Below are 24763 nucleotides of genomic sequence, written 5' to 3' on the forward strand. Positions count from 1 at the left end.
TTACTCTACCGCATTCAATCGTTTTCACCACAAAAAAAGAGTAGGATGAGACAACATCATATTGTCTATCCTACCCTCATACATTTAAGATGCATTAATTTTTTGTATTATCTGGATTAAAGTTCACTTTAAATTCATTAAATGGCCAAAATCTTAATGACACTTTTCCAACGATTTGTTTTTTATCAATTAAACCGAACGCACGACTGTCCTTACTAACTTCACGGTTGTCACCTAACACAAGATATTTATCTGCAGGGATTTTGTATTGTCCTCCACTATTAGGTAAATCAGATGATTTAAATGAACCTGTAATTTCTTCATAATTTTTATGCTTCATATTGTAATCTAAATAAGGTTCTGCTGTTTTCTTGCCATTAACATATAACACATCATGCTTATATTCAATATGATCTCCAGGTACACCAATGATGCGCTTTACATAATCACTATTTTCATCGGCGTGAAAGACAATTACATTGCCACGGTCCAAATGACCAAATGTTTTTCCGAGTTTATTTACAATCACACGTTCCCCATCTTTTAACGTCGGATCCATAGAATCCCCTTTAACATTATAAGGTTTTATCACAAAGGCGTATAACAAGCCTACGATTAATAATGCTAAACCTATGGACACCAACCATTCCATCGTTTCTTTTCTCAATCCTGACACCTCTACTCTTCTAAATTTAAAGTTATTTTCTCAAAAGGGTAATAACGAAGTAAAATCGTACCTATTATATCATTTTTACGCACAGTTCCAAATGGTTCACTATGTTGCGCTTTGGAATTTTGAGTCATCACGACATAATGTTCTGGCGGAATAATATCACTTTCTTGTTGTGATAACATTCGAGATGCCCATGTACCAATGTGTAAGCCTTCGATGTGCGTATCCTTTACAAGTTGATTATCAATATATAATTCATTATTTTCAATCGAAATGGATTGTCCCGGCTTGCCAATCACGCGCCCTATTTTTAATTGATTCTGCTGCCGATAAACAATAAAATCTTTATAATCAATTGTATTTAGGCGTGGCGAAAGCTGATTAATTAAAAATCGATCACCTTGTTGTATGATAGGTGTCCATTGATGATTCGTCACTTTAAACGGTACGATGATAAAAAGAATCATAATGAATAAAATAATACACGCACAGAATGCGGATATGATATACTTTATACCTTTTTTCAACTGGTGCACCTCTCTAAAATTTAAGTTTATTTATTATACTGTACTCTCTTCATGTTGTAATCCAACTTAAGAACGAGATGCAATCAATGTAGATGATAAAAAACAGGCGGTTCGTCTACGTAGATAACGTAAACGTACCCCCTGTATTTTGTACATTTATGAATCCATTTTTATAAACGTGCTTCGAGTTCTTTCTTTTTATCTTCGAATCCAGGTTTTCCTAATAAAGCAAACATATTTTGTTTATATGCTTCTACGCCTGGTTGATTGAATGGATTTACACCTAATTGATAACCACTCATTGCTACCGCTTTTTCAAAGAAGTAAACAAGATAACCATACGTAAACGCATCTAATTGTGGCACTTTAACAACTAAGTTTGGCACACCGCCGTCTGTATGCGCGAGTAACGTTCCTTCAAATGCTTTCGTATTTACATCATCAACTGTTTTACCAGCTAAGTAATTGAGGCCATCTAAATCATCTTCATCTTTTTCGATTGTAATACTATGTTTAGGTGACTCAACTTTTAAAACAGTTTCAAATAAGAAACGGCGACCTTCTTGAACATACTGACCTAAAGAATGTAAATCAGTCGTAAAATTCGCACTTGATGGATAAATACCTTTCAAATCCTTACCTTCGGATTCGCCAAATAATTGTTTCCACCATTCATTAAAGTATTGGAGAGATGGTTCATAGTTAATAAGCATCTCTGTTGTATACCCTTTGCTATATAAAATATTACGAATCGTTGCATATTGATACGCAATGTTCTTCGTTACATCGTCAGAACTTAATTCTTCACGAGCTGAAGCTGCACCAGACATCATGGCTTCAATGTCAATGCCTGCTACCGCAATTGGTAAAAGACCTACAGCAGTTAATACAGAGAAGCGACCGCCCACATCATCAGGCACAATAAAAGATTCATACCCTTCATTTGTAGCGAGTTGCTTTAAAGCACCTTTTTCTTTATCTGTCGTAGCAAAAATACGCTTCACTGCTTCTGCTTTACCATATTTATCTTCTAATAATTTTTTAAATAGACGGAATGCTACAGCAGGTTCTGTAGTTGTACCTGATTTAGAAATGACATTCACTGAGAAATCTTTGCCTTCTAAATAATCAATCAGTTCTTGTGTATATGTTGATGATAAATGATGTCCTGCAAAGATAATTTCAGGCGTATCTTTATCTTTTTTAAATGCTGGTGTTAACATTTCAATTGCTGAACGCGCACCTAAATACGATCCACCAATTCCAATGACAACCAATACGTCAGAATTTGATTTTATTTGTTCCGCTGATTTTTGAATACGAGCAAATTCCGCTTTATCATAATCAACTGGTAAATCGACCCAACCTAAAAAGTCGCTACCTGCTCCAGTGCCCTCGTGAATCGTACGGTGTACGCTTTTAACAAGGTCAGCTTGTTGATCGATTTCGTGTTGCTCAAAGAATGATAACGCTTTTTGATAATCTAATTGAATATGTGTCATGCATTGCGCCTCCTATAATATATAACTATCGTTATTTTACTAGGATTTTCATACATTTTCAATTTTCAAACATTGTTTAAGTTGTCGATTCAGTGACTTTTTTAATGTATATTTATTTACATACTTGCATAATAAATCATTTGTGGTATAGTAAGTGCTATACAATTTATCGAAACACCTAGGGGGAATAGGAAATGAATAAACAAAAAGTAGTATTAGCATATTCTGGTGGATTGGATACAAGTGTAGCTGTTCAATGGCTTATCGACCAAGGCTATGACGTTGTAGCATGTTGTTTAGACGTTGGTGAAGGTAAAGATTTAGATGTCGTTTACCAAAAAGCGTTAGATATGGGTGCTATCGAGTCTCATGTTATTGATGCAACAAAAGAATTTAGTGAAGATTACGTTGGTTATGCAATCAAAGGAAACTTAATGTATGAACAAACATATCCATTAGTATCTGCACTATCACGTCCATTGATTTCTAAAAAGTTAGTAGAAATCGCGCATGCGACAAACGCAGACGCGATTGCGCACGGATGTACTGGAAAAGGTAACGATCAAGTACGTTTTGAAGTCGCTATTAAAGCATTGGATCCAAACCTTAAAGTCATCGCACCTGTTAGAGAATGGGGATGGAGTCGTGAAGAAGAAATCGATTATGCAAAAAAACATAATATTCCTGTACCAATTGGCAAAGAATCACCTTATTCTATTGACCAAAACTTATGGGGCCGTAGTAATGAATGTGGTGTTTTAGAAGATCCATTTGTCGCACCGCCTAAAGATGCATTTGATTTAACAAATGAATTAGAAGATACTCCAGATACGCCTGAAGAAATATTAATTACATTTAATAAAGGTATCCCTACTCATATAGATGGAAAAGCTTATGCACTAGATGATCTCATTTTACATTTAAATGAAGTTGCAGGTAAGCATGGCATTGGTCGTATCGATCACATTGAAAATAGACTTGTCGGTATCAAATCACGTGAAGTTTATGAAACACCGGGTGCAGAAGTCATTTTAACTGCACATAAAGCGTTAGAATCCATTACATTAACAAAAGACGTAGCACATTTTAAACCAATTATTGAAAAACAATTCGCTGAGCAAGTCTATAATGGTTTATGGTTCTCACCTTTAACAGATGCATTGAAAGTATTTGTAGATCAAACGCAACAAAATGTCACGGGTGAGGTACGTGTGAAATTATTTAAAGGACACGCTATCGCTAATGGAAGAAAATCTGATTACACGTTATACAATGAGCAACTCGCAACGTATACGAAAGAAGATGCGTTCAATCAATCATCTGCTGTTGGCTTTATTGATATTTATGGTTTACCTACACAAGTCAACGCAATGCAAAATGGAGGTTATCAAAATGACTAAAAAAGCTTGGGGCGGTCGTTTTGAAGAAAAACCTGAAGCGTGGGTCGATGCATTTAATGCATCGATTCATTTTGATAAAACATTAATTGATGAAGATATTCAGGGAAGTATTGCACATGCTACGATGCTCTACCATCAAAATGTACTGACACAAAAAGAAAGTGAAGCAATCATTACTGGTTTAAAAGCCATTCAAAAAGATTATCATGATGGCAATATTGAATTTCAAACTTCATTAGAAGACATCCATCTCAATATTGAACATGAACTCATTCAACGTATCGGTGCCGTTGGTGGCAAATTGCATACCGGAAGAAGCCGAAACGATCAAGTTGCCACTGACATGCATCTGTATACTAAAAAAGAAGTAAAACAAATCATTGAAGCGATCGAATTGTTTCAAAAAACTATTGTTAACTTAGCAGATGAACATATCGAAACCATCATGCCTGGTTACACGCATTTACAGCGCGCGCAACCGATATCTTTTGCGCATCATATAATGACGTATTTTTGGATGTTAGAGCGTGATAAAGGACGTTTCAAAGATGCTTTAAAACGTATTGACATTTCACCTTTAGGGGCAGCAGCTTTGAGTGGTACAACCTACCCTATTGATCGTCACGAAACGCAACAACTTTTAGGTTTTGCGTCGATTTATGAAAACAGTTTAGATGCTGTAAGCGATAGAGATTATGTTGTTGAGACGCTGCATGCGATCAGTTTGACTATGGTACATCTATCTCGTTTTGCGGAAGAAATTATCTTTTGGTCATCTGAAGAAGCAAAATTTGTTACACTATCAGATGCATTTTCAACAGGCTCATCGATTATGCCTCAAAAGAAAAATCCTGATATGGCTGAATTAATACGTGGTAAAGTGGGACGAACTACAGGTCATTTAATGAGCTTGCTTATGACTTTAAAAGGTTTACCGCTAGCATATAACAAAGATATGCAGGAAGATAAAGAGGGGCTATTTGATGCAATACACACCCTTAAAGGCTCTTTACGTATCTTCGACGGAATGGTAGGAAGTATGACAGTGAATACCGAACGCTTATCACAAACGGTTAAGTCTGACTTCTCCAACGCCACTGAACTCGCAGATTATCTTGTTGTAAAAGGCATCCCATTTAGAGAAGCTCATGAAATCGTAGGTAAAATTGTATTATGGTCCATTCAAAATGAGATGTTTTTATTAGATGTGCCACTTGACGTCTATAAACAACATCATAACGCAATTGATGAAGATATTTATACGTATTTACAACCCGCTGAAGCGGTAAAACGTAGAAAAAGTTATGGTTCTACAGGTCAAGATGCCGTGAAACATCAAATTTCTGTAGCAAAAACTTTGATTTAATATCAATACTATTAAAGTTCCGTTAATGTTAACGGAGCTTTTTTAATTTATTTTTAAGACTTATAATTATTGTTAAATCCTATTGTATTTATATATTATGTACTATAATTTAAAGAGGTACTATCATAAATATTAAGGAGGATTTATCATGAAGCATTATTCCAAAATAATTATCTCTTCAAGTTTAGTCGTAACTTTAATGATTGGAGGCATCGCAATACCTTCTCAAGCTGATGCGGGTTCTTCACAAAGTGCTGCAAATCATAATCAAGCTACTCCTTTATCTCCAAGTGTACATAACGTCTTAAACAAAAAATATGTCACAATTGGTCACCGTGGTGCCAGTGGTTATGCACCAGAACATACCATCCCTTCATATGATAAAAGTATCAATGAAATGGGTTCTGACTTTTTAGAAATCGATTTACAAATGACTAAAGATGGGCACCTCGTTGCCATGCATGATGAAACCGTCGATCGTACGACGAATGGTACAGGTCGTGTTGATCAATTAACGCTTGCTCAATTGAAACAGTTAGACGCAGGCAGTTGGTTTAATCAAGCTCATCCTAAATATAAAAACCCAAAATATGTTGGTCAAAAAGTACTGACACTTGATGATATTTTCAAACGCTACGCTCACCGTACGAACTTCTATATTGAAACAAAATCCCCTGAAGTCTATCCAGGAATGGAAAAAAAACTACTACAAACTATGCATAAATATGGTTTAGATAAGAAAAACTTACTCTCTAATGGTAAAGTTGTCATTCAATCTTTTTCGCAAGCGAGTTTACAAAAAACACATCAACTTAACCCTAACATTCCACTTATTCAACTGACCGATGTAGGTCAATTAACAACTATGACTAAAAAAGATCTACAATCGGTAAAACGATATGCTGTCGGCATTGGTCCAGACTACCATGACTTAAATGCGCAAAACACGAAACATTTAAGAGATTTAGGTTTCTATATTCACCCATATACAGTCAATACGGTACCTGACATGAAACGCTTAAATCAATATGGCGTAACAGGCGTATTTACTAACTATCCTGATTTATATAGTAACCTTATTAAACATTAATATTATAATGTTTTCACAAGCAACTTCATTTTTAGTATATGCTTCCACAAATGTCTGCTTAAAAAGCGACTTAATGACAAAAAAACCGCAAAGTGGTTCTCTCCACTTTGCGGTTTTCGCATGTATTATGCCCAACCACGATAACGTGCTGCTTCTGCAGTACGCTTAATTCCAACGATATATGCTGCTAAACGCATATCGATTTTACGATTTTGCGATAAGTTATAGATTGTATCAAATGCAGTGATTAATTTTTCTCGAAGTTTTTCGTTCACTTCTTCTTCTGTCCAGTAGTAACCCGTATTATTTTGTACCCATTCAAAATAAGATACCGTTACGCCACCCGCACTTGCTAATACGTCTGGCACAAGTAATACACCACGGTCAGTTAAAATTTTAGTAGCTTCTGGTGTCGTAGGACCGTTAGCCGCTTCAACAACAATCTCGGCTTTTATGTCATGTGCATTATCTGCAGTGATTTGATTTGAAATCGCAGCTGGTACTAAGATGTCACAATCAAGTTCAAATAATTCTTTATTTGAGATGGTATCTTCGAATAAGTTTGTCACAGTGCCAAAACTATCACGGCGATCCAGTAAGTAATCAATGTCTAAACCATCTGGATCGTGTAGAGCACCATAAGCATCTGAAATCCCTACAATTTTAGCCCCTTGATCGTATAGGAATTTAGCCAAGAAACTACCTGCATTACCGAAGCCTTGAATTACGATACGTGAATCTTTAATCATTTTACCACGGCGTTTTGCTGCTTCTTCAATTGCAATCACCACACCTAAAGCTGTAGAACGATCGCGTCCTTGTGAACCACCAAGTACAATTGGCTTGCCTGTAATAAATCCCGGAGAATTAAATTCATCCATTTGACTGTATTCATCCATCATCCATGCCATAATTTGTGAGTTAGTGAATACATCTGGTGCAGGGATATCTTTCGTAGGTCCTACGATTTGTGAAATTGCACGTACATACCCTCTTGAAAGACGTTCAACTTCATGAATACTCATTTGACGTGGGTCACAAACAATACCGCCTTTACCTCCACCATAAGGTAAATTTACGATTCCGCATTTCAAAGTCATCCACATCGACAATGCTTTTACTTCTTCTTCATCAACATCTGGATGGAAACGCACCCCACCTTTAGTAGGGCCAACTGCATCATTATGTTGCGCGCGGTAACCTGTAAATGTTTTTACCGTGCCATCATCCATTTTTACCGGAATACGAACTGTTAAAAATCTCAAAGGTTCTTTAATCAACTCATACATACCATCGTCAAACCCCAATTTATGCATTGCTTCTTTAATGATACCTTGAGTTGACGTCACTAGATTGTTTTTTTCAGCCATGATCCATTTCGCCTCTTTTTCCTACTTTGTTTTCGCTTACATAAGTCATTGTAACATAAGCAATACTTTTTTAAAGCCTTTTAGGTCTAGCATAAAAGTATAAAAAATAGTTATTATATCAATGGATTTTTTAAAAAAAGTCCATTATGCAAACACATGTTATTTAGATTCTGCAAATACTTTCTTTACTTTATCAATGGCATAATCAAGCTCTTCTTTAGTAATGACTAAAGGTGGTGCGAAACGAATCACGGTATCATGTGTTTCTTTACATAAAATACCTTCTTCTTTTAAACGTTCGCAATATGGACGCGCACTTTCATTTAATTCAACACCAATAAATAAGCCACGACCACGTACTTCTTTAATTGATGGATGATCAATTTCTAATAATGCATTTTTAAAATAGTCTCCGAGTTCTTGTGAACGTCCAGGTAAATCTTCATCCACAATAACATCTAAAGCAGCAATTGAAGCTGCACATGCTAATGGATTACCACCAAATGTTGAACCGTGTGAACCTGGCGTAAAGACATCTAATACTTCTTTATCAGCAAGCACAACAGAAATAGGAAATACCCCGCCGCCTAACGCTTTTCCTAGAATGTAAATATCAGGTTTTACTTCGTCCCAGTCTGTCGCAAATAATTTACCAGTACGACCCAAACCAGCTTGAATTTCATCAGCGATAAATAAAACATTATGTTCGTCACATAATTCGCGAACTTGTTTTAAATAACCTTTAGGTGGAATATTTATCCCAGCCTCACCTTGAATAGGTTCAATTAAAACGGCAGCCGTATTTTCATTAATGACCTCTTTTAATTGCTCAATATTTCCAAATTCAACATTCGTAAATCCTTCTAATAACGGACCATAACCACGTTGATATTCTTTTTCGGAAGATAATGACACTGGTGCCATTGTGCGCCCATGGAAGTTCCCAACCATTGCTATAATTTCAGCATCGTTCGGTTTAATACCCTTAACATCATACGCCCAACGACGTGCAGCTTTTAATGCCGTTTCTACCGCTTCTGCGCCCGTGTTCATTGGTAATGCCTTTTCTTTACCTGAAAGCTTACAAATTTTTTCATACCATTCGCCTAAGTTTGCACTGTGGAATGCACGAGACACAAGCGTTACTTTATCCGCTTGGTCTTTAAGTGCTTGAATAATTTTTGGATGACGGTGACCTTGGTTCACTGCAGAATAAGCAGCGAGCATATCCATATATTTATTACCTTCTGGATCTTTTACCCATACACCTTCAGCTTCAGAGATGACGATTGGAAGAGGTAAATAGTTATGCGCACCGTAATGATTTGTAAGTTCAATAATTTGCTCTGATTGATTTGTCACTTTAAACGCCCCTTTTTTAATTAATAAAAGGGTAAACCAACCTATTTAACGAAACAAAACACCCATTTCACTGTTTTGATCGAATATATGATGGCTTACCCTACCTTAAAAACATAAAGTATTACATCGCCAAATGGTTATCAACAAACGCTATCGTCTATATAACGTAATTGTACCTTAAGCACACATTGAGACTTTATGCGTATCGTATTCAATTCTATCTCTTTATAAGTGTTCAGAAACTGTACGACCTTGCATGTGAAGCACTAAATAATCCGGTCCACCTGCTTTAGAATCTGTACCTGACATTTTGAAGCCACCAAATGGTTGGTAACCAACAACGGCACCTGTACATCCACGGTTAAAGTATAAATTACCTACCATGAAGTCACGTCGCGCTTGTTCTAACTTCATACGGTTATTAGAGATCACTGCACCTGTTAAACCATATTCAGTATCATTTGCGACATCAATCGCTTCATCAAAATCTTTAACTTTAGTAAATCCAACGACAGGTCCAAAAATTTCTTCTTGCATAATTCGAGAATTCGGATCTAAATCTGCGATGACAGTTGGATGAACAAAGTTACCTTTTTCTTCATCCGTATTTCCACCCGTAACGATTCTGCCTTCTTCTTTACCGATTTCAATGTATTTTTTGATTTTATCTAAAGATTTCTGATCGATTACAGGCCCAACATACGTATCTGGATCTGCCGCATTACCAACTTTAATTTTTTCAGTTTCAGCCTTAACACGTTCTAATAACTCATCATATATATCTTGATGCGCTATAACACGTGAACATGCTGAACATTTTTGGCCAGAAAAACCAAATGCGGAATAAACAATTGCATCTGTTGCAACTTGTAAATCTGCTTCGTTGTCAACAATAATTGCGTCCTTACCACCCATTTCAGCAATCACGCGTTTAATATGATTTTGACCTTCTTGGATGACAGCTGCTTTTTGGATAATTTCTTTACCTACATTTTTCGAACCTGTAAATGAAATGAGGCCTACATCTTTATTTTCAATTAAGAAGTCCCCGATTTCACTTGATGATCCTGGAATCCAGTTCACAACACCTTTAGGTAGACCAGCTTCTTCTAAAACTTCCATAAATTTATAAGAAATAATAGGTGTGTTTGAAGATGGCTTTAATAACACCGTATTACCAGTTACAACTGGCGCCGCTGTTGTACCAGCCATAATCGCATATGCGAAGTTCCATGGTGAAATTACAACACTTACACCTACTGGTAAATAATCAAATTGATTGTATTCGCCTGGACGGCTATTTACTTTCTTCCCATCTTTTAATTCAAGCATTTGTCGTCCATAATATTCCATGAAATCGATAGCTTCAGCAGTATCAGCATCTGCTTCCTTCCAAGGTTTTCCACCTTCTTTAGATAACAATGCTGAAAATTCATGCTTACGTTTACGCGTTATTTCAGCAGCACGGAATAAAATATTTGCACGTACTTTAGGATCTACTTTTCTCCATGATTTAAATGCCTCTTTTGCAGCATCTAACGCCTTTTGTGCATGTTCTTTTGAAGCTTTTGAAACGTAACCAATCGTTTCTTCACGGTTAGATGGGTTATACACACGAGTTTTATCGTCCGTATATACACGTTCTCCACCAATAATTAAAGGATACTCTTGACCTAATTCGCTTTCTACTTTTTCTAAAGCGCGGAAATAAGCCTCGCGATTTTCCTCTTTTGTAAAATCTGTAAATGGTTCGTGTTTATATGGAATCATTTATAAATCCTCCCTTGTTTAATTTGAGAAAGCACTTATTATTATCATGACATATCGCAACTAGGATGTAAAAGATTTTTTCAGGCTTTACTGAATTATCACAATTTTTGCGATGTTAAAAATCTTTAACACTCTAAAGCGACTTATCTGCTCGAATTAAAGCGCTTTCATTTACAAGCATTATAGCGTTTAATTACCGCAAATTCAACCACTTTCAAAGTGTAAATTTAGACCATGTATAAAATACAATTGCGGTAAACAGCAACTTTACAATAAAAGTATATTTCCTACCAAACAAATCATTCAATTATTATATGAAAATAAATAAAAATGTTACTTTTAACACAAAATCCTTACTTTATGTAATAAATTAAATGATATGTCAATATAGTTTGTTCTTCATGCGAATAAATCATTTTACATTTTTGAATTAAGCCAAAAAATTAAGTGTATTTATTTTATTTAATCTTTTGAATTTTTATGACCATTTTATTAAATCATATTGATTAACATTTCAATGCTAAAATAAAAAGCGAAGCGGTATACTTTATACCCCTTCGCTTTCTTCATTCGGCTTCGTCTTGCATTCGTCGCTTTGACTGTTTCACCCAATATGGTAGACGTTCTTTTAATGTTTGAAACCCATATGTTTCGGTCTCTTTTATCTCGTCCAATACTGAACGTTTTTCTTTTTTACGTTCATAATTTTTAAAATAATCATTGTCTTTTAAAGACAAATTCAGCTTTCCTGATTCATCAATTGAAATGATTTTAGCTTTTACCGTTTGTCCTTGTGATAAAAGTTTTTTTAAATTATGCACATAATCATCCATAACTTCTGAAATATGAATTAATCCTTCAGTATTGTCAGGGGTTTCAACGAAAGCACCGTAGGGTTGAATACCAGTCACACGTACTTTTATGTGTTGACCAACACGATACTGTTTTTTCAACATGCATAACCCCTTATTAAGTTTGAACTTCAACAGTATCATCATAGCACATATTTTTTCAGAATCATAACTATAAATTGGCAATAAACAACTCTTAAAGATAAAACACGCTATAAATGCATTAGAATACACTGCCATTTTTTATTTTACAACATATACGTAATTCTCAACTATAGATATAATGGTATACTTCTTTTTTAAAAGTATTATCATTAAAGCCTTTCAATGAATTATTGCCTTTGTATTGAATGGCAGAATGACAAATTTGTCATAAATATGATTAAACGTGCACTTACAATTCCATTGCACAGAAAAAGCCTTCAACATTCATCCTTTAAATGAACTTGAAGGCTATATTTAAATGGTTTTGAAAACATCTATTCTTACTATAAACATGGAGATATTACGTATTACATTGTTGCTGAAGATAGATAGCTTCATGTGCTTTTTCTAAACAGACATCATACGGTAACGTCTCTTCAAAAGAAAAACGATATATATTTTGGAACGCATTTGCAATTTCAGACGGATTACCAATCTGATGCACAGCATCCATCATCTCATATACTTCCGCATCTCCTAGCGTCTTATCATCAAAGTGCATAGGATTCCAATCAGATAACAATTGATAGAGTTGAATATTCAAATCGTTATTTGCCACGCATATTCACCTTCTATTTAAATTGATTATGCATTTTTCGCATCTTCAATATCAATGGATTCAATCACAACGTCAAAAGCCGGTTTATCTCCAGGGCCTACTTTAACACTTGCAATATCTTCTAGCGTTTTCTCCCCTTCAACTAATTGACCGAAAACCGTATGTTTTTGATCTAACCACGGTGTACCACCTTTTTCTCGATATGCTTCGGCAATTTCTTTTGGCCATCCACCATCTTGTAATTGATTTAGCATTTGAGCCGGCAATTCTTTCATTTGTACAATGAAAAATTGTGAACCATTTGTACCTGGTCCTGCATTCGCCATAGAAAGAGCGCCATATAAGTTAAATGCTTCCATTGAGAATTCATCTTCAAATGGGCCACCGTAAATACTTTCTCCACCCATTCCCGTACCAGATGGATCGCCACCTTGAATCATGAAATCATTAATTACTCGGTGGAACGTAATACCGTTGTAATAACCTTTTTTCGATAATTCAACAAAGTTTTTAACTGTTTTAGGGGCGATTTCTGGAAATAATTTTAAAGTCATGTCACCCATATTGGTATGCATCACTGCTTTAATCTCATTATCTTGTATTTCTTTCGTAAGTTGCGGATATTTCGTCATTTCTCATTTCTCCATTCATGTTAAACTAAAATATAACCATATCTTAACATATTTAAGAAAGGAAGGAATATTTATGCGCTACCGATTTGCACATAAAAGTGGTGTGTATGGCGTTGAAGTCGTTGAAGAAACACAAGATCAAATATTGGTTAAAGTAATGCAAGTTATCAAGCATCCTAAACAAGGCGACTTGCATTCACCTAATGAAGCTGAAGGCGTCTTTTTCCACGAACGTAAAGCATTGAGTTTGTATGAAAAACGCTATACTACAAAAAGTAAGTTGAAACCAATTGATGTAGACCCCTTACCTTATGAAGTATCTTTACAGCGTGCTATCACTCAGTTAGAGACTAAACTCAAAACTGAAGACACGTTATATAACCAAAAATCACTGATGTGTTTAAATGAACTCAAAAAAGATTATGAACGTCAATACAAAATAAAATTCGATTAATTTTATTCCATTTAAGACGTGTTTCTACTTATTTAAAAGTAGCTGAAAATCAATCCTTATCGCAATGAGGGTTGATTTTCTTCACATTCATAATCATGTATAATAAAAGTAATGCAGTTTTATGAAGGAGGACAATTTATGAGTTGGTTACATATTGCGGTGATTTTGCCGTTGATATTCGCACTTCTCATACCTGTTTTGTACCGCTTTTATAAGCGTGTGCATTTAGGATGGTTTGTGTTACCGATTCCAGTTGTGTTGTTCGTATACTTTTTAACGTATCTTCAACCTACAATGTCCGGTCATTACGAAAAAGCATCTGCTACATGGATGCCACAAATCGGAATGAATTTTGACATATATGTAGACGGTCTCGGCTTATTATTTAGTTTATTAATTACCGGTATAGGGAGCCTTGTTGTACTTTATTCTATTAGTTACTTAAGCCGTTCTGAACAGCTCGGTAATTTCTATTGCTATTTATTGATGTTTATGAGTGCCATGTTAGGTGTTGTACTCTCAGATAATTTATTAATTTTATATTTATTTTGGGAACTCACATCATTCTCAAGTTTCTTACTCATCTCATTTTGGCGCCATAAAGAAAAATCATTGTATGGTGCAATGAAATCTATGATTATCACTGTTTTTGGTGGTTTGTCATTATTAGGTGGATTTATTCTACTATATATTGCCTCTGGTACATGGAGCATTCGTGAATTAATCAATCAACTTGATCACGTTCAAGCATCTCCATTTTTCCTTTTAGCAATGGTATTTATCATTATTGGTGCAATGACAAAGTCGGCACAATTTCCATTTTACATATGGTTGCCTGATGCAATGGAAGCACCAACACCAGTAAGTGCTTATTTACACTCAGCAACAATGGTAAAAGCTGGAATTTATTTAATTGCGCGTTTAACACCTCTTTTTGCAGTGTCTCAAGGATGGATTTGGACTGTAACATTATTTGGACTTGTCACTCTCTTTTGGGGTTCTTTAAATGCAACAAAACAGCAGGATTTAAAGGGGATTTTGGCCTTTTCTACTGTATCTCAACTGGGAATGATTATGTCGATGCTCGGTATTGGTGCAGTAAGTTACCACTTTAACGGCGGTGAAAATTTATTCTATGTTGCTGCATATAGTGCTGCAATATTTCACTTAATCAACCACGCGACGTTTAAAGGTGCGCTATTTATGATTACGGGTGCAGTTGACCACGCGACAGGAACACGTGATATAAAGAAACTTGGTGGCTTAATGACGATTATGCCAATTTCATTTACACTTACAATCATTACGTCATTAAGTATGGCGGGCGTACCTCCATTCAATGGCTTCTTATCTAAAGAACAATTTTTAGAAGCAATGATAGAAGTGACGAATGCCAACCTTTTCAGTTTAAACACTATAGGGATTTTGTTGCCAATTGTTGCAGTGGTTGGTAGTATCTTCACTTTTGTTTATTCATTTAAATTTATTACGGAAATCTTTTTAGGTAAATATCAACCTGAAGTGTTGCCACACAAAGCACATGAAGCATCAATATTAATGAATATTTCACCTATTATTTTATCTACATTAGTGATTGCGATTGGGCTGTTCCCAAGTTTGGTTTCCGCACCTTTAGTGGAACCAGCAGTAAAATCGATTGCTAATATTGATAACATTACAGCTGAATTTCATTTGTGGCACGGATTTACACCTGCATTTATGGCAACACTTATCATATATATTGCCGGTGGCTTATTGATATTAACACACAAGAAATGGGTTCCATTTATTAAAGGATTACCGACATTTCTAACCTTAAATTATTGGTACGATCAAACTGGACGCTATTCACCTTTTTATGCAACACAATTGACACGTACGTATATGACAGGCTTTAGTCGAAATAATATCGTTATTATCTTCACAACGTTAATTATCATCACGGCAGTGACACTCATCTCAGTGCCTTTTACGTTCGACTTTAAACACGTCTCACCGATTCGACCTTATGAATTTATTTCTGTGATTACGATAATCATCGCAGCTGTCATGATTATTTTTGCACGTTCACGCTTATTCAGTATTATCATGCTTAGTGCAGTTGGTTATTCAATGGCGATCTTTTTCATATTCTTTAATGCACCTGACCTTGCATTAACTCAATTTGTAGTAGAAACGATTTCCACCGCACTATTTTTACTATGTTTTTATCATTTACCAAATATGAGTCGCTATAATGAAACGCCTAAATTTAAAATCGTCAATGTTGTGATTTCAATCAGTGTTGGTTTAATCGTTACGATTTTAGGATTAATCGCATACGGTAATCGCCATTTCGTTTCTATTAGTGAATTTTATAAAAAACATGTATACGATCTTGCAGAAGGCAAAAACATGGTCAACGTTATTTTAGTCGACTTCCGTGGAACAGATACATTATTTGAATCAGCCGTACTCGGTATTGCAGGTATGGCGATTTATACACTGATTAAATTACGTGCGAAACATAAAAATGGTTATGAAAGGGTTGAGAACATTGAACAGACAGAAAAATGATTTAATCTCACAATACTCTGCACTGATCATCTTTTTCTTAATTATGATGTTCGGTTTCTCACTCTTTTTAGCCGGACACTATACACCTGGTGGCGGCTTCATTGGTGGGCTACTCGTTTCAAGTGCACTTGTCATTATTGCAGTAGCATTTGATGTAAAAACGATGCGAAAAGTATTTCCATGGGATTTTAAAAAGCTAATTGCGCTCGGTTTAGCATTTTGTGTTTTTTCACCAATGTTAAGTTGGACTTACGGTAAAAACTTTTTCACACATACATCAATAGATATACCTTTACCATTATTAGCACCGATGCATGTGCACACCGCAGTATTATTTGACACTGGCGTTTTATTCGTCGTAGTTGGTACAGTATTAACAATTATTTTAACGATTGGAGAGAATGAGTAATGGAAATTGTCTTAATAGTCATTTGTGGGTTGCTTACGTCCATCGGCGTGTACCTCATTCTTTCTAAAAGTTTAATAAGAATTATTATAGGTACCGCACTTTTATCTCATGCAGCAAACTTATTTTTATTAACTATGGGCGGTTTAAAAACTGGGAACGTTCCTATTTTCGAAAAGAATGTTTCTAATTATGTAGACCCTATTCCGCAAGCTTTAATTTTAACGGCCATTGTTATTTCATTTGCAGTCACTGCCTTTTTCTTAGTACTGGCATTTAGAAGTTATAAAGAATTAGGTACAGACAACGTAGAACGTATGAAGGGAGTACCACAAGATGATGATGAATGAAAATTTAATTGTAATGCTTGTGGCTATTCCAGTTATAACTACAATTTTGTTAATATTTAGTGGTTTACGTCCGTTTATTAAACGGTATATTGCACTAACCGGAACACTCATTACATTAGGATTTGCAATTTGGAATTTAATCAATGTATGGCTAGCTGGTCACCCTATCGTACTCGAATTAGGATCGTGGAAAGCGCCATATAGTATTGTTTTTGTATTAGATTTATTTAGTGCATTGCTTGTTACAACAAGTACACTAATCACAGTACTCATCATACTGTTTTCTTATCAGTCAATCGGGTTACATCGTGAAACTTATTACTACTACTTTACAGTGATGTTTATGCTTGCAGGCATTAATGGAGCATTTATTACCGGTGATATCTTTAACTTGTTCGTATTTTTTGAAGTCTTCTTAATGGCCTCTTATGGTTTGATGGTCATCGGCGGAACAAAAATACAATTACAAGAAAGTGTCAAATATTTATTAGTGAATGTCGTTTCTTCAGCATTCTTCGTTATAGGTGTGGGGATTCTTTATTCTGTAGTGGGCACGTTGAACATGGCTGATATAAGCGTAAAACTGGGCAAGGTTTCTCATGAGCACCCTGGTTTAATCAGCATCGTATTTATACTTTTTATATTTGTATTTGCAACTAAAGCCGGAACTTTCCCTATGTATGTATGGCTTCCAGGTGCGTATTATGCACCGCCTTTCGCTATCATTGCATTTTTCGGTGCGTTACTTACAAAAGTTGGCGTCTATGCAATTGCTCGTACGATGAGTTTATTTTTCCAAGATACATTATCTATTTCTCACTACACGATACTTACTCTAGCGCTGCTCACCATCATTTTTGGTTCTGTAGGTGCTATAGCATATAGAGACACTAAACGTATCATTCTTTATAACATTATGATTGCTGTCGGTGTGATTTTAGTAGGTGTAGCAATGATGAATGAAACAGGCATCGTCGGTGCTATTTATTACACATTGCATGATATGTTAGTAAAAGCTGCTTTATTCTTCCTCATTGGGATTATGTATAAAATCACAAAAACGACTGATTTACGTAAGTTTGGTGGATTAATTCATCATTATCCGCTTCTTGGATGGACATTTTTTATCGCCGCGTTAAGTTTAGCAGGTATCCCGCCATTGAGTGGATTTTATGGGAAGTTATACATTGTACAAGCTACTTTCCAAAAAGGGTTTTATGTGAGCGGAATTATCGTTCTGCTTTCAAGTTTAGTCGTGCTCTATTCAGTAATGAATATTTTCCTACGTGGTTTCTTTGGAAAAAGTTATGGCTATGTTTATAACCCTCGCCTTCACCATAGAGGATTGTTAGCAGTAGCTGTACTATCAGTAGTGATTACTGTTATTTTCGGTTTAACTGCCGAACAACTCTATCCGTTTATCTCAGAAGGTGCAAAATCATTCTATCAACCCGAAACATATATTCAAAGCGTATTAGGAGGCGATTAAATGGCAGTTCAAATATTAATTAATATTATCTTAGCTGTATTTTGGTTGTTTTTATCTGGCAGCTATACGATGAATTCATTTGTACTCGGTTTTTTATTCGCCTTATTACTCGTCTATTTAATGCGCCAAATCCTACCTGGCCGATTTTATCTTATAACGATTTATAAAGTCATTAAGCTTGCTTTTATATTTATAATAGAACTAATTAAAGCAAACTTTGATGTATTTAAAGTCATTATTCAACCCCATTTAAAGAATGAATCTGCATTCTTTGTATATGAAACAGATTTAGAACATAAATGGCAAGTCGCGTTATTATCAAACTTGATTACATTGACACCTGGTACTGTAGTTATTGGTGTGAATGACGATATGAAGCGGTTATATATTCATTGTCTTGACTTTTCAACAAAAGAAGAGGAAGTTGCATCGATTAAAAACTCGCTTGAAAAAGCAGTGAAAGAAGTAGGTGAATCCTAATGAGTTATGACATATTTATTATCATTGCCTTAATCATAGTTGTGCTTTCTATATTGGCTATGCTTGTACGTGTCATTTTAGGCCCTACTCTTGCTGATCGCGTAGTTGCCTTGGATGCCATTGGTATTCAATTAATGGCAATAGTAGGTCTATTTTCTATTATTTTAAATACGCCATATATGATTGTAGCCATACTTCTAATTGGTATTCTTGCCTTTTTAGGTACAGCCGTATTTGCAAAGTTTATGGATAAAGGTGAGGTGATTGAACATGACAGAAACCATCGTGACTAGTATCGGTATAGTGCTTGTCATAATCGGCGCATTATTTAGCGCGCTTGCTGCTTTCGGTATTTTGAAATTAGATGATGTATATTCGCGTGCTCATGCTGCCGGTAAAGCCGCTACACTCGGTGCAATGCTCTTACTCACTGGCGTGTTCATTTACTTTATTGGCAAAGAAGGATATGTTAATTTCCAACTTTTAATCGGTATATTCTTTGTTTTTATTACTGGTCCTCTAGCAAGCCATATGATTTTAAAAGCAGCATATAATTTAAAATCACCTGCATCTAAACGCTTAAAACTAGATGAGGTTAAAGAAGATTTAAAAGGCAAAAAGCTATAATAATTCAAAATAATATTTCTATTTAGCGAGGAATCATTCTATTAAATATAGAGGATCTCCTCGCTATTTTTATCCTGATTTTATACGATTCCTCCACCTTCAAATTCTATATTTAACGTAGCCTTTTCGATAAAAACATTAATGATTAAGGGTATTATTTATTATTCTTGAATAATTTTCAAAGTGTGTGTATATTTGTTGGTGTAAAAATATACCAAGAAGGGATTCAAATTATGAAAGGTCGCACTTCAATACTGTACACTCTACTTTTATTATTTTTGTTTACCTCTGGATGTACACAACAACACAAAAGTAGTCAACAACATCAGGTTGACGCATCTATGTACGCAAAACATCAATCAAAAATTAATACAGATTGGACACCTTATAAAGGACAAATTTATCACATTTTCTTTCACCCTGTTATTACTAAACCGAAATTAGCATTTAATAGTAAAAACCCAAGTGCAAAAGGTAATAACGATTGGATGGTGACGACAAAAGAATTTAAAGCCACAATTGAAGAATTACATAAGAACAATTTTATTTTGATAGACCCCCACGACGCTTTTGATTTTGAATCATCGCCTATTAAAAAGAAAACGTTGAAATTACCTAAAAATAAAAAGCCACTTATATTATCTATTGATGACATGAATTATTATGACTATATGCGCGGGAAAGGTTACGATGATCGACTCGTACTTGATGAATCACAACATGTCGTATCTGAAACTAAGGATAAACATGGAAAATTGATTCACTCAAAAAAAGATGATATCGTACCTATTTTAAATGATTTTGTAAAAGATCATCCTGACTTTTCTCTAAACGGTCAAAAAGGGGTCATAGGATTAACGGGATATAGTGGCGTTTTAGGATATCGAACAAATGAAACGGATAATAAAGCGTACGATCAACGTAAAAGAGATGCTATAAAAGTTGTAGAAGCTATGAAACGTGATGGTTGGACCTTTGCTAGTCATTCTTATGGCCATATTAATTTTAAAAAGTCATCTTATAAAGAGATTGTTAACGATACCAAAAAATGGGAAAAAGAAGTCGCACCTATAGTTGGCAAAACAGAGTTATTTATTTTCCCTCATGGTGCACAAGATCGAAATACGCCAGCATATCACTTCTTAATTAAAGAAGGTCATTTTAAATATTTCGCCGGTGTCGGTCCTAATAACTTTACTGACATATCGACAGATAATGTGTACCAAGATAAAGTAGCGATAGATGGACTGAATTTGTATGAATTCAAGTATAAACTCAAACCATTTGTCACACCTGAAAAGGTATATAATAAAGAAGATCGCGCTTATTTTAAAGGAAATAAATCTTACGAAAACTAAATTAAAAACCATCTTTGACTGAGAATATACAGGCAATCCGCCGTGTCATTTCTCTCAAAGATGGTTTTTTTAAGCATTAATTTGTTTAATTGCGATTGTACCTCTCATGACGGTTATGAGCGTCCCTACCTCATTAGTTATTTTAATATCCCATACGTGTGTTGAACGCCCGCGATGCAAAATCGTAGCATTGGCGATTACTTTACCACTTTTTACAGATTTAATATGATTGGCATTCATTTCTAAACCTACGGGTATTTCTTTTGTCACATCCAATAAATGTGCAGATCCCATGGAGCAAGCTGTTTCACCTAAAGCCATCGATGCTCCGCCATGAAGGTAACCAAAAGGTTGTTTAACCTGATCCGTGACAGGCATTTCCATTTTAAGAAACCCATCTCGTTTTTCAATCACTTTCATATTTAATAATTCCACTAAATTTGTCATCTTAATGCCTCCTTGCAATTATTATAATACAAGTGCAGCAACGGTACCCATAATAACAAGTGGAATGTTATAAAATAAAAAGTTCGGGATACACGTATCTCGAATATGATCATGTTGTCCATCTACATTGAGTCCTGCGGTAGGCCCTAATGTAGAATCACTCGCCGGTGACCCAGAATCTCCAAGTGCACTAGCTGTTCCTATTAATGCGATTAAGGCCATAGTACTCATGCCTAACGCTTCGCCAAACGGTATAAATAACGCAGCGATAATTGGAATTGTCGCAAACGAAGAACCAATCCCTAAGGTTACAATAAGTCCAATGAGGTACATAAGTACAATACTTAAAAATAGATTGCCTCCAGAAATTGTCGTCAATCCATTGACTAATTTTTCAATATCTCCTGTTTTATTCATCACACCTGCAAAACCATTCGCAGTTAAAATAACCACGCCAATGTAGGCCATAATTTTAATTCCCTCTACGAATTGATGATCCAAATCTTTCCATTTATATATACCTGATATGAAAAAGATTAAGACCCCTGCCAATGCGCCGAAAATCATTGAATCTGTCAATGTTTGTACTGTGAATGTTGCCAAAATCGCGACGATGACGACAATAATCACATAAGGTCTTAATGTAACTTGAGTATCATCATTTGAGATTTCAATCGTTTTATAGTCTCTAGGTTTCCGATAATAGATTAAGGCTAGTATGAGTCCAATGATATACCCACTCGCAGGTATTAACATCGCTTTCCAGATCATTCCAAATGCTATTGGGTGATTCGCTTTTTCAAACCCTTTTTGAATGATTTCTTGGAAAATGTGACCGAACCCAAAAGGTAATAAAACATAGGGAAAACATAATCCAAACCCAATAATCACACCAATTAAACGACGATCAATTTTTAATTCATTAAATAAACTGAGTAATGGCGGAACAACTATTGGAATAAATGCAATATGCACCGGAATGACATTTTGACTCATTACACTTAACATAAGTAAACTAATTATAATAAATACTTTTACTTTTATACGTGAAACCTTTGTATTTTCTGAACGAATCGCTTCTATAATGCGATTAACAAGATAGTCTGTAATACCGCTATAAGATATTAATGCGGCAAAACCTCCAAGTAACGCGTAGCTCAAGGCCACTTCTGCACCATCTACAATATTTTGCGTAAACGTTGCGATTGTTTTGTCTAAAGGTAAACCGGCAATTAAACCTCCGACCAATGCACTTATAAACAAACTAATGACAACGTTTAATCGGCATAAACATAAAACAATCATAAGTAACACTGCGATTAAAACTGCATTCATTCCAAAATCTCCTTTAGTTCATTATCGTGTTAAAGCGTTATGAAAATCATAACAGTTTCGTTTTTTCGTGTCAACGCATGATTCATCTTCTTTATCAATTTTTCCTAATAATTTGACTCACTCTATGTTCCCCCCAATCTCACCATTTTCCTCATTTCGCATTTAAAACTTATGTCGACCACTAACGTATAACGATGGCATTTAAAAAGCCACCAATATCCCTATAAATATGGACATTGATGGCAATAACCCTCGACGTTTACATCTTCATTTATTAAAATACAGGACGTAATACAAAAACAAATTAACACAATACTTTTAGAAGAAACTGCTAAATACGCTTTAGTTCATGTAAAATTTATGTAAATTATGATAATGCGACATTTTAATGTCCTACTCTCATTTACTGTTACATCCTCAAAATCCTACGTTGGAAATACCATACGTCTGTTTTAAATAATTTACGATTGTTGAAATCATCACGCCTGTAGCACCTTTAGGCCCTTTGAAAGATGCTTTGTTTATTGTAGCTGGTCCCGCAATATCAAAGTGTAAATGAGGTGTTTGTCCACTAAAGTGTGTAATAAATGCTGCTGCAAAAAGCGCTTTACCATCAGCATTTACATGATTAGTTAAATCGGCAACATCTGATTTTTTAATGTTTGCACGCTCTGTTTTCGTAATTGGTAATTCAAATGTTGGTTCATCAAACATTTGCGCATGTTTTAATATATCTTGCAATTGCACTGTGGATACACCTTTATTAAATACAGCTGTTTTATCATCGCCTAATGCTACGATAGCCGCACCAGTTAATGTTGCAAAATCCATAATGAACGAAGGTTGAAATTGATTTGCATAATATGAAGCATCTGCAAGTACAAGACGACCTTCAGCATCTGTATTCGGTACTTCTACTGTTTCGCCACTTAATGCTGTAAAAACATCATCAGGTTTCATTGCGTGGGGCGCAATCATATTTTCAGCTGCTGCAATCACACCGACCACATTGACTTTAAGTTGAAGTGATTGTATCGCATCAATCATGCCAATGACATTCGCAGCCCCACACATGTCATATTTCATTGTAGGCATACCATTTTTAGATTTAATTGAGTAGCCACCTGAATCGTAAGTAATACCTTTTCCTACGAGTGCGATGGTTTGATCCCGTTGATTCGGATTACCATTATATTCCAACGTGATAAGACGTGGCGGATTGCTAGAGCCTTTGCCTACCGCATGAAGTAATCCGAAACCTTCTTGTTGAATCATTGTCCCATCTTTAATGTCTACACGTACAAGTGTGTTTTTAAAATAATCTTCTATTAATGTGGCAAAATATGCGGGTGTTAAAATATTAGGTGGCATATTTCCTAAGTCACGTGCAACATTAATAGCGCGTCCTAATTGACGCCCCTCTTGGATGACCGCTTCAAAACGATTGAAACGCTCTGGTTCAATTTGAATATGTAAACTATATGGCGCACTTTTATCCGATTTGTATGAATCAAACATATATGTCGCCTGTTCTTGTTGCAATCCCATAAGGTTAAATATGGTCTCAGGCTCTATCGATTTAGCCAAAAATGTTGGAAGATAAAGTCGTATCGCCTCTATCGATTGTTTCTGTAAATATTGAAATACATTCCCCCATAATTTTAAATAATCTGTAGTCGTACGTGTTTTTAAATTGCCTAACCCAACAGTCACGACACGACACCACTGATGATTCATGTACAGTGCTGTATCACGTATGACACCCAAATCCGAAGAAATGATGTGTTGTGTTTTTAAAGGAGCTAAAGCCTCGATAAAGGAATGATTTTCTTTAACCTCTTCAGTGTATTGATTTAGATGTTCAGGAATGCCAATAACTAATACCGATAAAGATGTTTGAACTGTCATCCGTATCTCTCCTTTTATTGATATTTATTTTATATATAAAGAAAGGC

At 35.3% G+C, this 24763-nt stretch carries 24 protein-coding genes; 12 read left to right on the forward strand and 12 right to left on the reverse strand.

Translation table 11 applies throughout. The annotated features are described in order from the left end of the window. Positions 1 to 94: 94 nt before the first annotated feature. From lepB (SHYC_RS09210) to SHYC_RS09220, 3 genes are all read right to left on the reverse strand, one after another. Positions 95 to 667, reverse strand: coding sequence for a signal peptidase I (gene lepB / locus SHYC_RS09210; protein WP_039647692.1), 573 nt, complete (start codon positions 665 to 667; stop codon positions 95 to 97). 11 nt (positions 668 to 678) lie between these two features. After that, positions 679 to 1200, reverse strand: a complete 522-nt coding sequence (gene lepB / locus SHYC_RS09215; protein ID WP_039646534.1) for a signal peptidase I — start codon at positions 1198 to 1200, stop codon at positions 679 to 681. A gap of 170 nt (positions 1201 to 1370) precedes the next feature. Beyond that, the gene (locus SHYC_RS09220) at positions 1371 to 2702 is read right to left on the reverse strand and encodes a glucose-6-phosphate isomerase (RefSeq protein ID WP_039646536.1); all 1332 of its coding nucleotides are present in this window, start codon (positions 2700 to 2702) and stop codon (positions 1371 to 1373) included. A 194-nt stretch (positions 2703 to 2896) separates the two neighbouring features. On the opposite strand from SHYC_RS09220, the gene SHYC_RS09225 reads away from it, so the two are divergent. The 3 genes from SHYC_RS09225 to SHYC_RS09235 all read left to right on the forward strand — a co-directional run bounded on the left by SHYC_RS09225 (position 2897) and on the right by SHYC_RS09235 (position 6558). After that, a complete protein-coding gene (locus tag SHYC_RS09225) occupies positions 2897 to 4102 on the forward strand; it encodes an argininosuccinate synthase (RefSeq protein ID WP_039646538.1) in 1206 nt (401 codons plus the stop codon). Beyond that, entirely contained in the window at positions 4095 to 5468 is a 1374-nt protein-coding gene (gene argH, locus SHYC_RS09230) for an argininosuccinate lyase (protein WP_039646540.1), read from the forward strand. The genes SHYC_RS09225 and argH overlap by 8 nt, the downstream gene beginning before the upstream one ends. A 148-nt stretch (positions 5469 to 5616) precedes the next feature. Next, on the forward strand, positions 5617 to 6558 hold the full coding sequence (locus SHYC_RS09235; RefSeq protein ID WP_039646542.1) for a glycerophosphodiester phosphodiesterase: 942 nt from the start codon (positions 5617 to 5619) through the stop codon (positions 6556 to 6558). Positions 6559 to 6683: 125 nt separating this feature from the next. On the opposite strand, the gene SHYC_RS09240 is transcribed toward SHYC_RS09235, so the two are convergent. From SHYC_RS09240 to SHYC_RS09265, 6 genes are all read right to left on the reverse strand, one after another. Then, entirely contained in the window at positions 6684 to 7928 is a 1245-nt protein-coding gene (locus tag SHYC_RS09240; RefSeq protein ID WP_039646544.1) for a Glu/Leu/Phe/Val family dehydrogenase, read from the reverse strand. A 159-nt stretch (positions 7929 to 8087) separates the two neighbouring features. Next, entirely contained in the window at positions 8088 to 9290 is a 1203-nt protein-coding gene (locus SHYC_RS09245) for an ornithine--oxo-acid transaminase (protein WP_039646546.1), read from the reverse strand. Between the two features lie 225 nt (positions 9291 to 9515). Beyond that, entirely contained in the window at positions 9516 to 11060 is a 1545-nt protein-coding gene (gene pruA / locus SHYC_RS09250) for an L-glutamate gamma-semialdehyde dehydrogenase (RefSeq protein WP_039646549.1), read from the reverse strand. A 566-nt stretch (positions 11061 to 11626) separates the two neighbouring features. Continuing rightward, a complete protein-coding gene (gene ygs / locus SHYC_RS09255; protein ID WP_037566809.1) occupies positions 11627 to 12016 on the reverse strand; it encodes a S1 domain-containing post-transcriptional regulator Ygs in 390 nt (129 codons plus the stop codon). Positions 12017 to 12416: 400 nt separating this feature from the next. Further along, positions 12417 to 12674, reverse strand: coding sequence for a DUF1871 family protein (locus SHYC_RS09260; RefSeq protein WP_039646551.1), 258 nt, complete (start codon positions 12672 to 12674; stop codon positions 12417 to 12419). A 26-nt stretch (positions 12675 to 12700) separates the two neighbouring features. Continuing rightward, positions 12701 to 13306 (reverse strand): peptidylprolyl isomerase, encoded by a 606-nt coding sequence (locus tag SHYC_RS09265; protein ID WP_039646553.1) that lies wholly within the window; start codon positions 13304 to 13306, stop codon positions 12701 to 12703. 73 nt (positions 13307 to 13379) lie between these two features. On the opposite strand from SHYC_RS09265, the gene kapB reads away from it, so the two are divergent. The 9 genes from kapB (at position 13380) to SHYC_RS09310 (ending at position 21026) form a co-directional block, all read left to right on the forward strand. Further along, positions 13380 to 13760 carry a sporulation phosphorelay system protein KapB gene (gene kapB, locus SHYC_RS09270; RefSeq protein WP_039646555.1) on the forward strand — a complete coding sequence of 127 codons (381 nt, stop codon included), beginning with the start codon at positions 13380 to 13382 and terminating at the stop codon, positions 13758 to 13760. 138 nt (positions 13761 to 13898) lie between these two features. Then, positions 13899 to 16316, forward strand: coding sequence for a Na+/H+ antiporter subunit A (locus SHYC_RS09275; protein ID WP_039646557.1), 2418 nt, complete (start codon positions 13899 to 13901; stop codon positions 16314 to 16316). Continuing rightward, positions 16279 to 16725, forward strand: a complete 447-nt coding sequence (locus SHYC_RS09280; protein ID WP_107632724.1) for a Na(+)/H(+) antiporter subunit B — start codon at positions 16279 to 16281, stop codon at positions 16723 to 16725. Before SHYC_RS09275 ends, SHYC_RS09280 begins: the two co-directional genes overlap by 38 nt. Next, on the forward strand, positions 16725 to 17072 hold the full coding sequence (gene mnhC1 / locus SHYC_RS09285) for a Na+/H+ antiporter Mnh1 subunit C (protein WP_039646561.1): 348 nt from the start codon (positions 16725 to 16727) through the stop codon (positions 17070 to 17072). The genes SHYC_RS09280 and mnhC1 overlap by 1 nt, the downstream gene beginning before the upstream one ends. Then, positions 17062 to 18561 carry a Na+/H+ antiporter subunit D gene (locus SHYC_RS09290; protein ID WP_039647695.1) on the forward strand — a complete coding sequence of 500 codons (1500 nt, stop codon included), beginning with the start codon at positions 17062 to 17064 and terminating at the stop codon, positions 18559 to 18561. The genes mnhC1 and SHYC_RS09290 overlap by 11 nt, the downstream gene beginning before the upstream one ends. Further along, positions 18562 to 19041, forward strand: coding sequence for a Na+/H+ antiporter subunit E (locus SHYC_RS09295; RefSeq protein ID WP_039646563.1), 480 nt, complete (start codon positions 18562 to 18564; stop codon positions 19039 to 19041). Then, positions 19041 to 19334 (forward strand): Na(+)/H(+) antiporter subunit F1, encoded by a 294-nt coding sequence (locus SHYC_RS09300; RefSeq protein WP_039646565.1) that lies wholly within the window; start codon positions 19041 to 19043, stop codon positions 19332 to 19334. Before SHYC_RS09295 ends, SHYC_RS09300 begins: the two co-directional genes overlap by 1 nt. Further along, positions 19312 to 19668, forward strand: a complete 357-nt coding sequence (locus SHYC_RS09305) for a Na+/H+ antiporter subunit G1 (protein WP_039646566.1) — start codon at positions 19312 to 19314, stop codon at positions 19666 to 19668. The genes SHYC_RS09300 and SHYC_RS09305 overlap by 23 nt, the downstream gene beginning before the upstream one ends. A 233-nt stretch (positions 19669 to 19901) precedes the next feature. Then, complete coding sequence (locus SHYC_RS09310) at positions 19902 to 21026, forward strand: polysaccharide deacetylase family protein (RefSeq protein ID WP_039646568.1); 1125 nt, start codon at positions 19902 to 19904, stop codon at positions 21024 to 21026. A gap of 69 nt (positions 21027 to 21095) precedes the next feature. On the opposite strand, the gene SHYC_RS09315 is transcribed toward SHYC_RS09310, so the two are convergent. From SHYC_RS09315 to SHYC_RS09325, 3 genes are all read right to left on the reverse strand, one after another. Further along, positions 21096 to 21473 (reverse strand): PaaI family thioesterase, encoded by a 378-nt coding sequence (locus SHYC_RS09315; RefSeq protein WP_039646570.1) that lies wholly within the window; start codon positions 21471 to 21473, stop codon positions 21096 to 21098. A 21-nt stretch (positions 21474 to 21494) separates the two neighbouring features. Continuing rightward, complete coding sequence (locus SHYC_RS09320) at positions 21495 to 22808, reverse strand: Na+/H+ antiporter family protein (RefSeq protein WP_039646572.1); 1314 nt, start codon at positions 22806 to 22808, stop codon at positions 21495 to 21497. 417 nt (positions 22809 to 23225) lie between these two features. Then, entirely contained in the window at positions 23226 to 24734 is a 1509-nt protein-coding gene (locus tag SHYC_RS09325; protein ID WP_371664990.1) for a M17 family metallopeptidase, read from the reverse strand. Positions 24735 to 24763 lie beyond the last annotated feature (29 nt).

Source organism: Staphylococcus hyicus, from assembly GCF_000816085.1.
GTDB lineage: Bacteria > Bacillota > Bacilli > Staphylococcales > Staphylococcaceae > Staphylococcus > Staphylococcus hyicus.

Bases quoted from the DNA above. Each gene is read 5' to 3' on its own strand.
- SHYC_RS09320 (WP_039646572.1), bottom strand. From the start codon at position 22,808: ATGAATGCAGTTTTAATCGCAGTGTTACTTATGATTGTTTTATGTTTA.
- kapB (WP_039646555.1), top strand. From the start codon at position 13,380: ATGCGCTACCGATTTGCACATAAAAGTGGTGTGTATGGCGTTGAAGTC.
- SHYC_RS09240 (WP_039646544.1), bottom strand. From the start codon at position 7,928: ATGGCTGAAAAAAACAATCTAGTGACGTCAACTCAAGGTATCATTAAA.
- SHYC_RS09315 (WP_039646570.1), bottom strand. From the start codon at position 21,473: ATGACAAATTTAGTGGAATTATTAAATATGAAAGTGATTGAAAAACGA.
- SHYC_RS09280 (WP_107632724.1), top strand. From the start codon at position 16,279: ATGAAAGGGTTGAGAACATTGAACAGACAGAAAAATGATTTAATCTCA.
- mnhC1 (WP_039646561.1), top strand. From the start codon at position 16,725: ATGGAAATTGTCTTAATAGTCATTTGTGGGTTGCTTACGTCCATCGGC.
- SHYC_RS09225 (WP_039646538.1), top strand. From the start codon at position 2,897: ATGAATAAACAAAAAGTAGTATTAGCATATTCTGGTGGATTGGATACA.
- SHYC_RS09265 (WP_039646553.1), bottom strand. From the start codon at position 13,306: ATGACGAAATATCCGCAACTTACGAAAGAAATACAAGATAATGAGATT.
- SHYC_RS09295 (WP_039646563.1), top strand. From the start codon at position 18,562: ATGGCAGTTCAAATATTAATTAATATTATCTTAGCTGTATTTTGGTTG.
- argH (WP_039646540.1), top strand. From the start codon at position 4,095: ATGACTAAAAAAGCTTGGGGCGGTCGTTTTGAAGAAAAACCTGAAGCG.
- SHYC_RS09235 (WP_039646542.1), top strand. From the start codon at position 5,617: ATGAAGCATTATTCCAAAATAATTATCTCTTCAAGTTTAGTCGTAACT.
- SHYC_RS09300 (WP_039646565.1), top strand. From the start codon at position 19,041: ATGAGTTATGACATATTTATTATCATTGCCTTAATCATAGTTGTGCTT.
- pruA (WP_039646549.1), bottom strand. From the start codon at position 11,060: ATGATTCCATATAAACACGAACCATTTACAGATTTTACAAAAGAGGAA.
- SHYC_RS09290 (WP_039647695.1), top strand. From the start codon at position 17,062: ATGATGAATGAAAATTTAATTGTAATGCTTGTGGCTATTCCAGTTATA.
- ygs (WP_037566809.1), bottom strand. From the start codon at position 12,016: ATGTTGAAAAAACAGTATCGTGTTGGTCAACACATAAAAGTACGTGTG.
- SHYC_RS09310 (WP_039646568.1), top strand. From the start codon at position 19,902: ATGAAAGGTCGCACTTCAATACTGTACACTCTACTTTTATTATTTTTG.
- SHYC_RS09305 (WP_039646566.1), top strand. From the start codon at position 19,312: ATGACAGAAACCATCGTGACTAGTATCGGTATAGTGCTTGTCATAATC.
- SHYC_RS09275 (WP_039646557.1), top strand. From the start codon at position 13,899: ATGAGTTGGTTACATATTGCGGTGATTTTGCCGTTGATATTCGCACTT.
- SHYC_RS09220 (WP_039646536.1), bottom strand. From the start codon at position 2,702: ATGACACATATTCAATTAGATTATCAAAAAGCGTTATCATTCTTTGAG.